The sequence below is a fragment of the Ruegeria sp. G5 genome (assembly GCF_056533365.1).
This window is the reverse complement of the sequence record NZ_JBQFOK010000002.1, coordinates 318,754-334,765: the sequence shown is the minus strand read 5'-3', so window position 1 is coordinate 334,765 and position 16,012 is coordinate 318,754. Positions and strand designations below refer to the sequence as shown.

Here is a 16,012-nt window from a genome sequence, read left to right as displayed (position 1 = left end):
CGGAGCACGACTGATGCAAGACCTCTCGCCCCGCGCTGCGGATCTGCTGGCCCAACGTTTGTACGAGGCCGGATGCCGTCACGCATTTGGTATGCCCGGTGGTGAGGTACTGACCTTGGTCGATGCGTTGGAGCAGGCCGGAATTCAGTTCCACCTGACCAAGCACGAGAACGCCGCTGGTTTCATGGCCGAGGCCGTGCATCACCGGGATGGGGCCCCTGCCATTCTGGTGGCAACATTGGGTCCCGGCGCGATGAATGGCATCAACGTAGTCGCCAACGCGTTGCAAGATCGCGTACCGATGATTGTGCTGACAGGTTGCGTGGACGCCGACGAGGCACTGACCTACACCCATCAGGTGATGGACCACGCGCAGGTCTACCGCTCGATCACCAAAGGAACCTTCACGCTAACGGCCAAAGGTGCAGATATCATTGCTGACAAAGCGGTGACACTTGCAAACCAGCCTCGTCCGGGGCCGGTGCATATCGACGTGCCGATTTCGGTCGCAGATACCCGTGTCTCAGGGGTCAAGCTGCGCCGCCGGGCAAAGATCGCCGCCGTGGCCCCAGAAGGCAATTGCGTCGAAAAAGCCCGCCGGTGGGTGGCGCAAGCCGAACGGCCGATCGCAATCATTGGGCTGGATGTGCTGTACGACGATTCACGCAACGTCGTGCAGGCGTTTCTAGAGCATTTTGGCATCCCGTTCGTTACCACTTACAAAGCCAAGGGTATTATCCCCGAGGATCATCCGCTCTGTCTGGGTGGTGCGGGTCTTTCGCCATTGGCCGACAAGCACCTTGTTTCGCTGGTCGAGCAGGCCGATCTGGTGCTGTGTTTGGGCTATGACCCGATCGAAATGCGCCCCGGTTGGCGCGAAATCTGGGACCCGAACGAAAAGCGTGTCATCGATATCGCTGCTGTTCCCAACGACCACTATATGCATCAGGCCGGACTGAACATGGTGGCCCATACCGGTGCAACGCTGGAGGCGATCGCCAAAGGCAACCCCGCCCGTACTACATGGCCGGGTCAAGAGCCTGAAAAGGTCAAAGCTGCGTTGTCGCAGGCGTTTCCTGCTGATGACGAATGGGGACCGGCGGCGGTGATCGCCGAAACCCGCGCGGCGCTGCCAGCAGAAACACTCGCGACCGCGGACAGCGGTGCCCATCGTATCCTGTTAAGCCAAATGTGGAACTGCTCAGAGGAACGCGGGCTGATCCAGTCATCGGCGCTCTGCACGATGGGGTGTGCGGTGCCCATGGCGATTGGCCTGAAGCTGGCTGAACCTGAACGACCGGTTATCAGCTTTTCGGGCGATGCCGGATTCCTGATGGTCGCGGGCGAGCTGTCAACTGCCGCAGAACTGGGCGGAAACCCAATCTTTCTTGTTTTCGTCGACGCCAGCCTCGCCCTGATCGAGCTGAAGCAGAGACAACGGCAAATGGGCAACAAAGGCGTCGACTTTGACCGCCATGACTTTGCCGCGCTGGGTCGTGCTTTCGGCGGCCACGGGCACACCGTTCGAAACCGCGAAGAACTGCGGGCCGCTTTGGATGCAGCCGTCAAGGCAGATACCTTCACCATCATCGCTGCCGAAATCGACCGCGGAGGATATGATGGCCGGATCTGAAGGGCCGCTGAAGGGCGTAAAGGTTCTGGATCTCAGCCGTATTCTGGCCGGACCGACCTGCACGCAATTGTTGGGCGACCTTGGGGCAAGCGTCATCAAAATCGAAAACCCCGCCACCGGGGGCGACGATACACGCCAATGGGGCCCTCCATACGTGACAGATGCCGCGGGCGTGCCCTCGGATTTAAGCGCCTACTTCATGTCCGCCAACCGCAACAAAAAGTCTGTTGCGATCGACATCACTTTGCCCGAAGGACAGGCTGAAATCCGTAGGCTGGCTTCGCACGCGGATATCCTGATTGAAAATTTCAAACCCGGCGGCCTGGCGAAATACGGGTTGGACTATGCCACGCTGTCGACGGAGTTTCCTGCTCTCGTCTACTGTTCAATCTCGGGATATGGGCAAGATGGGCCCAACGCATCGAAACCCGGCTATGACCTGATGGCGCAGGGGTATGGTGGGATCATGTCCCTGACGGGTGACCCCGACGGTGCGCCGATGAAAGTCGGAGTGGGCATCGCCGATGTTATGTGCGGTATGTATGCCAGCGTTGGCATCTTGGCCGCACTGCGGCACAGGGATCAGACCGGAGAAGGTCAACATATCGACCTCGCGCTGGTGGATGCGCAAATCGCGTGGCTGATCAACGAAGGTGTGAATTATCTGACGTCCGGCAAAGTTCCCCAACGCAGGGGTAACGGCCATCCAAACATCGTTCCATATGACGTGTACGAAACATCGGATGGGCACGTCATACTGGCCGTCGGAAATGACAGTCAGTTCAAGCGATTCTGCGCGTTTATTAACAAACCCGAACTGGCCGATGACACGCGTTTTGCAACGAATCCGGCCAGACTTGAAAACCGTGACGCTTTGAATGCGGTCCTGCGACCCGCCGTGATGGAACACGATACCGCGACCGTGATCTCGGAACTTGAAGCACGCAAGGTTCCGGTGGGTCCGGTTCAGACCCTGGATCAGGTTTTTGCCACCGATCAGGTGGCGGCGCGACAGATGCAGATCGCAATGCAAGCGGCCCCGGCCGAAGTGAATCTGATTGGAAATCCACTCAAATTATCCAAAACGCCTGTAACATATCGCAGTGCCCCACCGGTCTTCGGGGCGGACACTCAGGCCGTTTTAAACGCCGAAAACCCCTTTGATGACTGAAACACATTGCCTAATTCGGCAGCATGTTGCTGAAACATGCCGTTGAATCGGCGGTTTTTTTCACGTTTTGCGCACACAGCATTTCACCAATTCGAGAGGTCGGTCGATACTGATACGACCCCGCTAGAGTCTCTGGTAAGTCGAATATCGTAGAAATTCTCAACTGGATCGGACCACGAGCATGAAACAAGACGTTTTCGGACAGATGAACACCCTGACCCAATCGGCGGCTGCCGAAGCGTGGGATGGGGTGCTGCTCGGGTTCATGTCACACGCAGCTATTACGCCTCAGCATCTTGGAAAAGTGTTGGAGCTGGAGCCTGACTTTGCACTGGGGCACGCCGTAAAAGGTTTGTTCATGGTCTTGCTGGGCCGTCGCGAAATGATGCCTGTCGCCGTCGAGGCCCTGACGGCAGCTAACGCGGCGATGGAACGCCAGCCTGTGACCAAGCGCGAACAGCTTTATGTTGATGCTCTTGGCCTTTACCTATCTGACCTGCCTTCGCACGCCGTGCAGAAATTCGAAGAGGTGTTGCGGGAACACCCTCAAGACACGCTGGCGATGAAGCTCAGCCATGCGACACGCTTTGTTCTGGGGGATGCCGCTGGTATGCGGCGGTCCATAGAACGCGTGATGCCCGCCTACGAGCCTGACCACGCGGGCCGTGGATACCTGTTGGGCTGCCACTCATTCGCGCTCGAGGAAACCGGCGCGTACGAAAAAGCAGAAATTGCAGGCCGTCAGGCACTGTGGATGGTATCGGACGACGCATGGGGCCTGCATGCTGTGGCCCACGTGCATGAAATGACGGGTAACGCGCAGTTGGGTCTGGACTGGCTGGCTGGCCGCGAGGATGCCTGGGCACATTGTAACAACTTCCGCTATCACGTCTGGTGGCACAAGGCGCTGATGCATCTGGACCTGGGCCAGGTGGATCAGGTTATGGAACTTTACGACAACTACATCCGCCAGGATAAAACCGACGATTACCGCGATATCTCAAATGCGACATCGCTGTTGTCCCGTCTGGAACTGGAAGGCGTCGATGTCGGCAACCGCTGGCAAGAGCTGGCCGATCTCAGCGCCGCGCGGACCGAGGATGGCTGTCTGATCTTTGCCGACCTGCACTACCTGCTTGCTCTGACCGGCGACAACCGGGACGAAGCGACCGGTAAAATGCTGCAGCGCATTCAGAAAGACGCTCAGCGCAACCAGGGTGACACTCCGATCCGGATGTCTGATCCGGGCATTGCAGCGGCCAAGGGTCTTGAGGCATTTGGCGATGGCCTCTACGGCCAAGCCTTTGATTTCCTGTCGACTGCACGGGATGGAATGCAATTGGCAGGTGGAAGCCACGCCCAACGTGATGTATTCGAGCGCATCACAATTGATTCCGGCCTGCGCGCCGGTCGTCTGGATGCTGTCGAGCGCATTCTGGATGATCGCCGTGCAAAACGAGCCGGTGGCGAGGACAATTACGCTCTTGCGCGCCGCGCGTTGATTGACGCGGCTCGTGACAACGGAGACGCACAAAGCGTTCCGGCTGAATAACAAAATAAAAAAGACCAAAGAAGGACAGAACACGTATGGCGACTGCTTCGCCCGCTTCTGATTTTGCGCCTGTGGCGGCTTCAACGGCTGCCCCAGCACGCACGCGCGATCCGCGCCTAGATTTCTATCGCGGCATCGCGATGTTCATCATTCTGATTGCGCATATCCCGAACGATCCCTGGGCCAAATGGATTCCCGCGCGGTTCGGGTACTCGGACGCGACAGAGATATTCGTATTCTGCTCGGGCATGGCATCGGCCATCGCCTTCGGAGGCGCCTTTGCCCGCAAAGGTTGGTGGATGGGCACAGCCCGCGTGGCGTTCCGCATCTGGCAAGTTTATTGGGCGCATATCTGTCTGTTTTTCTTTGTCGCCATGTCTATGGCGGCGCTGGATCAGTCTGGACTGTTTGAGAAAACCTACATCACCTCCCTGAATCTGCAGCATTTTTTCAACGATCCTGCCTCGCAGATGGTTGGCATCTTCACGCTGACCTATGTGCCGAACTATTTTGACATCCTGCCGATGTATCTGGTGGTTCTGGCCCTGATGCCCGTATACATGGGCCTGTATCGCATCGGTTTCTGGGCCGTCGCCGCAACGTCGATTGCGATTTGGCTGGTGGCACAAACCGGCGCGCTGGCCCTTCCGGCCGAGCCATGGTCGGAGCGTCAATGGTTCTTTAACCCCTTCGGCTGGCAGTTGCTGTTCTTTACCGGTTTTGCGTTCATGCGCGGGTGGATTCCCGCCCCACCTGTGTCGAAAACCCTGATCTGGGCCGCTGTGCTGTTCCTGATCCTGTCGGCACCCTTTGGGTCGTGGAAGGTCTTTACCTGGATCAACAATGCCGCGCCTGAACTGGGTGCCGTGCTACGCAAGGGCTGGCCCCTGACATCGGAGCTGCGGGGCAAGACCGAGTTTGGCCTGCTGCGCTATGTCCACTTCCTTTCACTGGCCTATCTGGGCTGGGTCGTCGCGGGTGAGCATGGTCATCGCCTGATCGCAACCGGTCAGGGTGCTGCCGCGAAAGTTTGGGAATTCCTGCTGACCGTCATCACCAAAGTGGGCCAGCAATCCCTTGCCGTCTTTGTATTTTCCATGGCAGCCGCGCGCCTGATCGGTGTTGGATTGGACCTGAGTGGGCGGGATGTTGCCAGCGTCTTCATCGCCAACATGATTGGCTTTGCCATGATCATCGGGGTGGCCTATCTGGCCGCTTGGTTCAAGTCACAACCCTGGAAGTCGAAAAAATGAATTTCACACGTCGCGCATTTTTGGCCTCTACATCGGCACTTGCCGTTGCCCCGGCCACTTTTGCGGCAGACGGAGAAGTCCCGTTTGACCGCAATGATGTGATCGAATTAGCCCGTGAGATGGCCAGCCGACCATACGCCGAACGCGAAATGGTTCCGCAGGAATGGCAGGACCTGACATACCAACAATACCGCTCGATCCGGTTCCGGCTTGACCGGGCGCTTTGGTACGAAACCGAAACCCCGTTCAACGTGGATTTCTTTACGCCCGGCCTGTATTTCCCGCGAACTGTTAAGGTTTCGACAGTAGAAGATGGCACGACAACGCCTGTCAGCTTCGACCTGACGATGTTTGATAAATCCAAGGACGTGCCCACCCTGCCAATCGACGAAACGCTGGGCTTCTCCGGCCTGCGGTTGCGCACTGAAATGCATCGCCCGGGCAAAACGGACGAATTCTGCGTGTGGCAGGGTGCCAGCTATTTCCGCGCCATTGGGTTGCACGAAGTATACGGCCTGTCTGCGCGCGGACTTGCCTTGAAAACAGGCGACCCCGACGGTGAAGAATTCCCCGAATTCATTCGCTTTTGGCTGGAGCGCCCGAAACCTGGCCAGCGCAACATGATCGTTCACGCATTGATGGACAGCCCCAGTGTGACCGGCGCGTATAAGTTCAATGTAACTGCCGGCGCAGATTGCATCATGGACGTTGAGGCGACCCTATTCCCGCGCGAAGAGCTGCGGCATGTGGGTATCGCGCCCGGCACCTCGATGTTCCTGTTCGACCAAACCAACCACAGCCGTTTCGATGACTTCCGCCCGGCTGTGCATGACAGCGACGGCCTGATGATCCGCAACGGTGCTGGCGAAGTTCTGTGGCGTCCGCTCGCCAATCCGACACGCCTTCAGATCTCGTCCTTCGTTGATCTGAATCCGCGCGGTTTTGGGCTGATGCAACGGAAGCGGAAGTTCTCGGATTACGCCGATCTTGAAGCCAATTATCACAAGCGCCCCGGCCTGTGGGTCGAACCCAATGGGGATTGGGGTAAAGGCACCGTGACACTGGTTGAGATTCCGGCAGATCAGGAAATCTATGACAACATCGTTGCGTATTGGCGCCCTGCAGAACCTTACGCAGCAGGCAGCCAGGTCGACTTGTCCTATCGCCTGATCTGGGGTGAAGAGCCGCAGCGCACCCCTATGCCACGTGTGATCAATACCGCCATGGGGGAAAACACGTTTGGCGAAGGTCGTCTGGCCGTGATCGACTTTGAAGACAGCGAGTTGTTCGACGACCCCGAGGCGATGACCATCTTTGTCAATTCGCCCCACGCCGAAACATCCGATGGCGTATTGCAACGCAACCCCGATACCGGCGGTATGCGCTTGGCTTTCTCGTTCCAGCCGGGTGACCGCAACCATGTCGAGTTGCGCGCGCAATTGCTGAAAGACAAACAGCCAGCCTCTGAGGTCTGGCTCTACCGATGGACCACATGAACCGCGATCTGCATATCATGCCGCCAGAGGCACCTCTGGCAATGCCCGCGCAGAATTTTAGCGAGGGGTTTCGGGACGCGCAGGTTCCGGGCGGCAAGCGCGCATCGGCTGGTTTTTGGCGTGCACTGGCATTTTCGCCCGCGATGTTTGCAACGCTTGGCCTGCTTTGGATTATGAGCGATTGGTTCGGTGCCGAGGGGATCAATCTGGTCGAAGGTATTCTGCTTGCACTGATTTCGTTCAACTTTTTCTGGATATCCTTCACGGTCTGCACCGTTTTGCTGGGCATGGTGTCGCTGTCGCGGCAGGAACAGCCCAAACGGCAAGGCCGACCGCAACCGCTGCGCGTGGCGCTGCTGATGCCGGTGTACAATGAGGTTCCCTGGAACGTTCTTGGCAACGCCCGCACGATGCTGGAAGATCTGCAAAAACGCAGCGGTCAGCACCACTTTGCGATGTTCATCCTGTCCGATACCCGTGATCCCGAAATCGCGGCACAGGAACAAGCCAGCATTGAGGCATTGCGCACCACACTCGCCCCCGGTCTTGAGCTTTACTATCGCCGCCGCGAACAGAACACTGACCGAAAAGTGGGAAATATCGCCGATTGGGTCAGCCGTTGGGGCGCCGATTGGGACGCGATGCTGGTATTGGATGCCGACAGTCTGATGACGGGCCGGGCCATCACACGCCTGACCGACGCCTTGGCGCGTGATCCCGGTGCGGGCCTCATCCAAAGCTATCCGCAACTGATTGGTGCACAATCCGTTTTTGCCCGGATGCAACAATTCGCCAATGGCGTTTACGGAATTGCGTTTGCCGAAGGTCTGGCGCGTTGGTGTGGGCAAGAGGGCAATTATTGGGGCCATAACGCGATCATTCGCACCAAGGCTTTCGCCTCGAGCGCAGGGCTGCCAAAGCTGCGGTCGCTGAATGGTCAGGAAAAACTGATCATGAGCCACGATTTCGTTGAGGCAGGTCTGCTGCGCCGTGCAGGTTGGGCTGTCCGCTTTTTGCCGCGGATTCGTGGATCGTACGAGGAAACACCGCCCACATTGATCGACCATGCGCTGCGGGATCGCCGTTGGTGTCAAGGTAACCTGCAGCATCTGAAGCTGTTGGGTTCAGCCGGTTTCCGGGCTGTGTCACGCTTTCATATGTTCCACGGAGCCGTCGGATACCTGATGTCGCCGCTATGGTTTGCTCTGCTGGTGATGTGGGCGCTGATCGGTCAGGGCGAGGACGCGTCGGTTCTATACTACTTTAGCCCCGACAACCCACTGTTCCCACAATGGCCCGAGATGTCGGAAACCCGCCATGTGCTGATTATCCTTGTGATGTACGCCATGCTGCTCGCACCCAAGGTCCTTGGTGTTTTGGCGTTGCCCCTAAGCGGTGTGCGCTATGCCGATTTTGGTGGCGGCGGGAAATTCCTGACATCCTTCCTGGCGGAAGTGATCCTTTCGATCCTGTATGCCCCGATCCTGATGGTACAACAGATGATCGCAGTGTTCCGAACCGCGTTTGGAATTCAGAAAGGTTGGTCGCCACAGGCGCGCGATGGCGGCAGCTACAGCCTGCGCACCCTTGTGTTTTGCCACGTGCTGGAAACCATCAGCGGCATTGCGCTGAGCGTGGGCATCCTGTCCGGCCTGGTATCCATCTGGCTGGCCCCAATCGCGATCAGCCTTGCGCTTGCGATCCCTCTGTCTGCGCTCAGTGGCGTTTCCTCCGGATCGGCGCGGCGCATGGTGGGAATGAAGGAAGATGTGCACGAGCCAGCGATCACCCGATCGGCCCGCCGCCACCGCGATGAACTCAAGCGCCTGATCGAAGGCAAAGGCGTCATGACACCTGCCGAGTGATTAACCGCCCGGCAGGCCCTCATACCAATCGACCATCATGTCCGCCCAACCTTTGGGGACATTGTGACCGCCGGGAAACAGCGCGAATTCCAGTGCGCTGCCATCGGCGCAACCGGTCCAATAGCGCCGCATGAACTGACCCGTCGTCGAAAATCCGCTGGGCTTGGTATCGGCACATTCATTCGCGACCCGCCAGATTTCTAACCCTGCAAAGATATCGCCCTGATGAAAACGGCCGCCCCCAAGAATGCGCCCTTCAAGCGGGACGACGTTATCCGTCCATCCATGGGTGTGGAACATACGGATAGGACCACCGCAGCTTTCGGGGTCTGGACGCCAAAAACCGCCCGAGACCGGAACGTAGGCAGAAAACGTCTCAGGCGCGGCGCAGGCAAGATAATAAACCATGAAGGCCCCTGCCGAAAATCCACCCAACAGAACGCGATCCGGGTCGACACCAAACCGGGCTGATGCGTCCTGAACAGCTTCGGTCAAAAAGGCGGTTTCATCGCGGCCTTTCCAACCCGGAAAAAAGTTCCAGCTTTGGCGACCATTGCGCTCTGACCCTTCCGGGGCCATCACGGCATAGCCGCGGTCCAGCAAAGGATCGACCATTCTGCGGTTTTTCAATGTTCCGGTCGCTGTTCCGCCATAGCCGTGCAGGAACACGACCAGCGGGGGGTTCTCAGCGTCGGGCAATTCTATGTGGTAGCCGCCCGACTGTGTTTCGCACATTCCCTTTTGGTCCGCGCAGGCCGCGTATCCGGTTTTGGCGGCCAATGCCGCAGCGACTGTAAGAACGGCCGCTCGGATCATTGCGATGCACCTTCGTATTTCTCAATCGGCAAACCAGTTCGCACCCAGCCCGGCCCAGCAGCGGATCCAAGCATGCCCTCAGGCACATCAATGATATTGGTGAACCCTGCTGCGCTGAGCTGATTGCTCAGGCGCGCGGAACGAACCCCACGTGCGCAGATCAATGCGACGGGCGCATTCCTGTCGCCATCCGTCAATTCATCCAGCGCCGCAACAAAGTCTTCACGGCGCATATCCAGTGGATACGCTCCTTCGCCAACACCGGTTGCACTCCACTCGCGCGGCGTGCGGATATCCAAAAGCAAAATATCGCCCGAGACCGCCTGTTGATGCGCGGACTCGACACTCAGGTGGCCACCCGCATAGCTGGCTGGGATCAGACGATACTCTCGTATCCCAAACCCCGCCGCGATTAACGCGCCGCCGCCAACCAGCACCCATCTGCGGCTTTTGAACTTGTTGCCTGTCACGTCCGGTCCTCCTGAAAGGTCAGAAGCTTATTAACACAGCAACCGAAGCTATTTCGCATGGAAATTACCGTTTGAGTTCAAGTTCCCGTCAGAGATTTTTCAAAATTTTCATTTCGACACCCGCCCTAGAACTATGTCGAAAACTTGCAATAGCTGGACAGCTAGAAAATTTTCTTTACAAAAAACAGAACTATATTGACCGCCAAGACCGGAGTATCGCACTTGTCCCTATTCCTCATCGCGGCCCTTCCCTTTCTCGGCGCTGTATTCCCAGCCCTACTGATCAGGGCAGGACGAAACGCAGCCGCGTCTGCGGCGGGTTTGACAACATTTCTTGCGCTGATGGGGCTGTTGATTCACATCCCCTCGGTCATGCGCGGCGACGTGGTGACCGCTCGGTTCGACTGGATCCCCGGGCTGGGTCTGAATGCCAATTTCATGCTGGATGGGTTGGGCTTTCTGTTTGCCCTGCTGATCCTCGGGATCGGCTTGCTGATCATTCTCTACGCGCGGTTTTATCTGTCGCGCGAAGATCCTATGGGTCAATTCTATACGTATCTGCTGCTTTTTCAGGGCGCGATGGTGGGGATTGTCCTGTCGGACAACATCCTTCTTCTGCTTATTTTCTGGGAGCTTACGTCGCTTAGTTCATTCCTGCTGATCGGCTATTGGAAACACCTGCCCGAAGGACGTCAAGGAGCCCGCATGGCGCTGGCCGTAACCGGATCGGGCGGGTTGGCTATGATCGCGGGAATGCTGATTCTGGGCAATATCGTAGGGTCGTATGACCTAAGCGTCATCCTTCAGAACAAAGAGCTTATTCAAGCCTCGCCCTACTATTTGCCCGCGCTGATCCTGATCCTGCTGGGGTGTTTCACCAAATCCGCGCAATTCCCGTTCCATTTCTGGCTACCTCACGCAATGGCGGCCCCAACGCCGGTTTCGGCATATCTGCACTCGGCCACTATGGTAAAGGCAGGTCTGTTTCTGATGGCGCGGATGTGGCCCGTGCTGGCCGGAACAGACGCCTGGTTCTACATAGTCGCAACAACGGGTCTGGTCACTATGCTGATCGGGGCCTGTATTGCGCTGTTCAAAGACGACCTCAAAGCGCTGTTGGCGTTTTCAACCGTCTCTCATCTGGGTCTGGTAACGATGTTGCTGGGCTTTGGGACAAAATTCGCCGCAGTCGCTGCCGTGTTTCACATCATCAACCACGCAACCTTTAAGGCTGCTTTGTTCATGACGGCCGGGATCGTGGATCACGAGACCGGAACCCGTGACATCAAACGTCTGGGCGGACTTCGACACCTCATGCCAATCACCTTCACGATTGGCACAATTGCAGCGTTGTCCATGGCGGGCCTGCCGCCATTGAATGGCTTCCTATCTAAGGAAATGATGCTTGAAGAGACGGTTCATACCACGTGGTTGCACTCACACTATCTGGTGCCCGGTCTGGCTTTGCTGGCAGCGCTGTTCTCGGCGGCGTATTCGTTCCGTTTCGTCAGCCATGTCTTTCTTGGACCGGAGCGGACGGATTATCCGGCGCACCCGCATGATCCACCGGTCGGCCTTTGGTTGGCACCCGCTTTCCTTGTGGTTCTAGTGATCCTGATCGGCCTGTATTCGGCGGCGATCGTCGGACCGCTTGTCGCCGTTGTGGCCAGCGCTGTGATCGGCGGAGAAAAGCTGCCTTATTACTCGCTCAAGCTCTGGCACGGTTTCACGCCCGCGCTCTATATGTCCGTTGTTGCCACCATCGGCGGCCTTGTCCTGCTGGCGTTGCATCGCCGTGGCGAGCAATTTTGGAACGCCTTGCCGCGCCCAGAAGCAAAGGTCATCTTCGAAGCTGTCATTGACGCATTGACCCGGTTCAGCAACTGGATCACCGACACGCTGCATAACGGTGTCATAAGCCGTTACGCCATCATCCTGATCGCGTTCACTGTTGGGCTGGGCTACTACGCCTACTCGACCGGCACCATCGGCGCGGAGACCCGAGACCCGTTACCTTTTCAAACCATCCCGGTTATAGGCTGGATCTGCCTTGTCGCCGCGACACTTGCGATCATGTGGTTCCATCGCAACCGCCTGTTGTCGCTGGTGTTGATCGGTGTCGTCGGCCTGATTGTTTCGATGGCCTTCAACTATCTCTCCGCGCCTGATCTGGCGCTGACACAGATTTCAGTCGAAGTAGTGACGATGATCCTGTTGCTGCTTTCGCTGAACTTCCTTCCCACCGACACACCGTGGGACAGCAGTGCAACAAGACGTTGGAGGGATGCGGCCATTTCGGTTGTTGCTGGTATCGGGTCGGGCGCGTTGATTTATGCGCTTATGTTGCGCGATTTCGCCTTCCCGACCATCTCGGATTTTCATCTGGCCAACTCGTACAAAGGCGGCGGTGGCACCAATGTGGTCAACGTGATCCTTGTCGACTTCCGCGGCTTTGATACCTTTGGCGAGATCATCGTGCTGGGCATTGCCGCGCTTATCATCTTTGCGCTGACCGAGTCGGTTCTTGGTACCAACGTGCGTGGTTATCTGCTGAACCGCAAACCGCACTGGCCGCAATCGGGGGACTCGCATCCGCTGATGATGGTCGTCGCGACACGGGTCATGATGCCGATTGCCCTGATGGTCGGCGCCTATATCTTTTTCCGCGGTCACAACCAGCCCGGAGGCGGCTTTATCGCCGGTCTGATCGTGGCGATCGCCTATCTGATGCAATACATGGCCAGCGGGTACACTTGGGCGATCGAACGTCAGCGGTTCTATTATCACGGCTCGATTGGCTGGGGCGTTCTGATTGCCGCTGCAACCGGTATAGGGGCGTGGTTCAATGACCGCCCATTCCTAACCAGTGACTTTGGCTACATTCATTGGCCGCCGCTGGAGGAGTTTGAATGGGCGACCGCGATCCTGTTTGACACAGGCGTTTTCCTGGCGGTTCTGGGCGCTGTTATGCTGGCGTTGGACAGCCTGTCGCGCTTCGCCTGGCAACCCGGCATGGCGCAGGAGTTCCCAATGGATATCAACCCTCTGCGGGATGATGCCGGAAAAGAAGACGAAGAGAAGGAGCAGGCCTGATGGAAGCGCTCGTAGCCTCAGCCGTAGGCGTGATGACCGCTGCCGGGATCTTTCTGATCCTGCGTCGGCGCACGTTTCCCGTAATCCTGGGCCTGTCCCTGTTAACCTATGCGGTCAACGTCTTTCTTTTTGCAACAGGAAGGCTGGCGCTGGACGCACCGGCGGTTTTGAACAAATACGAAGAGGTTCCATATACAGATCCGCTGCCACAGGCGCTGGTTTTGACAGCCATCGTGATCTCATTCGGGATGACAGCGGTGATCGTGATGATTTCGCTCAGCGCTTATCTTTCGGCCAAGGATGATCACATCGACATGACTGCGCAGGACAGCACCGACGCGCCGGGAGAAGACGCATGAACCACTGGATCGTTGCTCCGATCGTTCTGCCTGCGATCCTTGCGCCCTTTATCATCATGGTTCTGCGCTACCACCTTGACCTGCAGCGCATCTTTTCGGTGGCTGGGGTTGTTGGCCTGTTGGGGATCGCCCTGACGATTACGGTGCAAGCCGGCGGAGGCGATATTCAGGTCTATGAACTTGGCGATTGGCCTGCGCCCTTTGGTATTGTGCTGGTTTTGGATCGCTTGTCGGCGATGATGGTTCTGCTAACCGCGCTTTTGGCGTTGCCGATTGTCCTATATGCCATTGCGTCGGGCTGGGACGACAGGGGTAAGCATTTCCACGCGCTGTTCCATTTCCAACTCATGGGCGTTTGCGGCGCTTTCCTGACCGGCGATGCCTTTAACCTGTTCGTTTTCTTCGAAGTGCTTCTGATCGCCTCTTATGGGTTGATGACCCATGGCGGCGGTGCGGTTCGATTGAAGGCAGGTGTGCAGTACGTAGCCTATAACCTGCTGGGGTCGACCTTGTTCCTGTTCGCTTTGGGAACGCTTTATGCGGTGACAGGGACGCTCAATATGGCGGACATGGCGGCGCGTGTAGCCGAACTGCCCGCGGAAGATACAGCGCTGTTGCGGGTCGGTGCGGTGCTGCTGCTGCTGGTGTTCTGCATCAAAGCTGCGGTCTTACCCCTGCACTTCTGGTTACCTGCCAGTTATGCAAACGCACCGCTGCCGGTTGCTGCCCTGTTTGCAATCATGACCAAGGTTGGCGCTTATTCGATCCTGCGCATGTACACGCTGGGTTTCGGGCCCGAAGTCACGGCGACGCAAGGGCTGGTTGGTGCATGGTTGCAACCCGCTGCGTTGGTGACATTGGCGGTTGGTGCCATCGGTATATTAGGGGCAAAGCACATCGCGCGCATGGTGGCCTTTTGTGCCATTGCGTCAATGGGCACCCTGCTGATCGCTATCTCACTGTTCACTGAGACCGCAACCGCCGCTGCGCTCTACTATATCTACCATTCTACGCTGGCGACGGCCTTGTTGTTCCTTGTCGCCGATATGGTGATGGAACGACGCGGGGGTGCGATTGCTCCGACAGCGCCGATGCCGCAGAGCGGGCTGATCTCGGCCTTATTCTTTGTGGGCGCCATTGCCTTGGCTGGCATGCCGCCGCTTTCTGGCTTTATCGGCAAATTGCTTGTGCTGGATGCAGCGCGTGATGCGCCCGATGCCAATGCGATCTGGGCTGTAATCCTGATCGGATCATTTGTGACCATTGTGGGCCTCGCGCGGGCTGGCACGCTGATCTTCTGGAAAAGCCACGATGCCCGCTATAGCACTGAACCAGAGCCCGAAAACGCCGAAGAGGTCGCAGCGCAACCCGCACCCGAACCGAACCCAGGTTTGGCCCTTACTGCAATATTTGGAACCGTTCTGGGACTTGTCGTGCTGACTGTATTCTCGGGCCCGGCGCTGCAATATGCCGATCGCACAGCCGAACAGCTTTTCACGCCTGAAAACTATATCGCAGCCGTTTTGGGAGGCGAAGAATGATGCGCTTGTTACACCGAATATTCCCACACCCACATCTGACTTTCCTGCTGACGGTGGTCTGGGTTTTGCTGGCGAACAAACCCTCGCTGAACTCGGTGGTTTTCGGTTTGATCCTTGGGATCATCATACCGTTCATCACCCAACCCTACTGGCCCGACCGCCCCAAGTTGCGCAATTGGCCGATGATCGTTGAATACGGACTGGTCGTCCTTTGGGATATCGTAATCGCCAATATCACAGTGGCCAAAATCATCCTGTTCAAGCGCGACTCAGACCGCCAACCCAACTGGGTTTGCATCCCGCTCGAACTGCGCACACCCGAGGCGATCACTGTCTTGGCAGGGACGATCACGATGACGCCCGGCACGGTCAGTTGCGATCTGTCAGCGCAAGGCCACAACTTGCTGGTTCATTGCCTGGATGCACCCAACCCGGAAGAAGTTCGCGACGAAATCAAACAGCGCTATGAGCGGCGGCTAAAGGAGATTTTCGAATGATCGAATACGCCATCTACTTTGCCTTTGCCTGTTTCGGAGTCGCCATCATTCTGTGCCTCTGGCGCATTATTACAGCCGACGGTGTCGGAACCCGCGTGCTTGCTCTGGATACGATGGTCATCAACACAATCGCGCTGATGATCCTGTACGGGCTTGCGTTGGGCACTGAAATCTTCTTCGAGTCCGCCATGATCATCGCCATGCTTGGCTTTGTATCAACTGTGGCCTACGCACGCTTTATGCTGCGCGGCAATATTATCGAGTGA

The 16,012-nt window shown here is 57.4% G+C and carries 13 protein-coding genes; 11 read left to right on the top strand and 2 right to left on the bottom strand.

What is annotated here, in order from left to right; genetic code table 11:
• The first annotated feature begins 13 nt into the window (after window positions 1-13).
• From ACR0BD_RS04715 to mdoH, 6 genes are all read left to right on the top strand, one after another.
• A complete protein-coding gene (locus tag ACR0BD_RS04715) occupies window positions 14-1,633 on the top strand; it encodes a thiamine pyrophosphate-binding protein (RefSeq protein WP_480829139.1) in 1,620 nt (539 codons plus the stop codon).
• The gene (locus ACR0BD_RS04710) at window positions 1,620-2,804 is read left to right on the top strand and encodes a CaiB/BaiF CoA transferase family protein (RefSeq protein WP_480829137.1); all 1,185 of its coding nucleotides are present in this window, start codon (window positions 1,620-1,622) and stop codon (window positions 2,802-2,804) included. Before ACR0BD_RS04715 ends, ACR0BD_RS04710 begins: the two co-directional genes overlap by 14 nt.
• Before the next feature lie 181 nt (window positions 2,805-2,985).
• Window positions 2,986-4,356 (top strand): tetratricopeptide repeat protein, encoded by a 1,371-nt coding sequence (locus tag ACR0BD_RS04705; protein ID WP_480694349.1) that lies wholly within the window; start codon window positions 2,986-2,988, stop codon window positions 4,354-4,356.
• A 35-nt stretch (window positions 4,357-4,391) separates the two neighbouring features.
• Window positions 4,392-5,609: an OpgC family protein gene (locus tag ACR0BD_RS04700; RefSeq protein ID WP_480829135.1), complete on the top strand. Its 1,218-nt coding sequence runs from the start codon at window positions 4,392-4,394 to the stop codon at window positions 5,607-5,609.
• Complete coding sequence (locus ACR0BD_RS04695) at window positions 5,606-7,105, top strand: OpgD/OpgG family glucan biosynthesis protein (protein WP_480829134.1); 1,500 nt, start codon at window positions 5,606-5,608, stop codon at window positions 7,103-7,105. The genes ACR0BD_RS04700 and ACR0BD_RS04695 overlap by 4 nt, the downstream gene beginning before the upstream one ends.
• Complete coding sequence (gene mdoH, locus ACR0BD_RS04690) at window positions 7,102-8,970, top strand: glucans biosynthesis glucosyltransferase MdoH (protein ID WP_480829133.1); 1,869 nt, start codon at window positions 7,102-7,104, stop codon at window positions 8,968-8,970. The genes ACR0BD_RS04695 and mdoH overlap by 4 nt, the downstream gene beginning before the upstream one ends.
• Here the strand turns inward: mdoH and ACR0BD_RS04685 are convergent, their stop codons facing one another.
• Both ACR0BD_RS04685 and ACR0BD_RS04680 read right to left on the bottom strand, forming a co-directional pair.
• The gene (locus ACR0BD_RS04685) at window positions 8,971-9,786 is read right to left on the bottom strand and encodes a CE1 family esterase (RefSeq protein WP_480829131.1); all 816 of its coding nucleotides are present in this window, start codon (window positions 9,784-9,786) and stop codon (window positions 8,971-8,973) included.
• Window positions 9,783-10,256, bottom strand: a complete 474-nt coding sequence (locus ACR0BD_RS04680; protein WP_480694358.1) for a rhodanese-like domain-containing protein — start codon at window positions 10,254-10,256, stop codon at window positions 9,783-9,785. The genes ACR0BD_RS04685 and ACR0BD_RS04680 overlap by 4 nt, the downstream gene beginning before the upstream one ends.
• A 222-nt stretch (window positions 10,257-10,478) precedes the next feature.
• On the opposite strand from ACR0BD_RS04680, the gene ACR0BD_RS04675 reads away from it, so the two are divergent.
• The 5 genes from ACR0BD_RS04675 to ACR0BD_RS04655 are packed head-to-tail and all read left to right on the top strand — an operon-like array spanning window position 10,479 to window position 16,012.
• On the top strand, window positions 10,479-13,349 hold the full coding sequence (locus ACR0BD_RS04675) for a monovalent cation/H+ antiporter subunit A (protein ID WP_480829130.1): 2,871 nt from the start codon (window positions 10,479-10,481) through the stop codon (window positions 13,347-13,349).
• Window positions 13,349-13,708 carry a Na+/H+ antiporter subunit C gene (locus ACR0BD_RS04670; RefSeq protein ID WP_480694363.1) on the top strand — a complete coding sequence of 120 codons (360 nt, stop codon included), beginning with the start codon at window positions 13,349-13,351 and terminating at the stop codon, window positions 13,706-13,708. Before ACR0BD_RS04675 ends, ACR0BD_RS04670 begins: the two co-directional genes overlap by 1 nt.
• The gene (locus tag ACR0BD_RS04665; protein WP_480829129.1) at window positions 13,705-15,249 is read left to right on the top strand and encodes a monovalent cation/H+ antiporter subunit D; all 1,545 of its coding nucleotides are present in this window, start codon (window positions 13,705-13,707) and stop codon (window positions 15,247-15,249) included. Before ACR0BD_RS04670 ends, ACR0BD_RS04665 begins: the two co-directional genes overlap by 4 nt.
• Window positions 15,249-15,746, top strand: coding sequence for a Na+/H+ antiporter subunit E (locus tag ACR0BD_RS04660; protein ID WP_480829407.1), 498 nt, complete (start codon window positions 15,249-15,251; stop codon window positions 15,744-15,746). The genes ACR0BD_RS04665 and ACR0BD_RS04660 overlap by 1 nt, the downstream gene beginning before the upstream one ends.
• Entirely contained in the window at window positions 15,743-16,012 is a 270-nt protein-coding gene (locus ACR0BD_RS04655) for a K+/H+ antiporter subunit F (RefSeq protein ID WP_480694367.1), read from the top strand. The genes ACR0BD_RS04660 and ACR0BD_RS04655 overlap by 4 nt, the downstream gene beginning before the upstream one ends.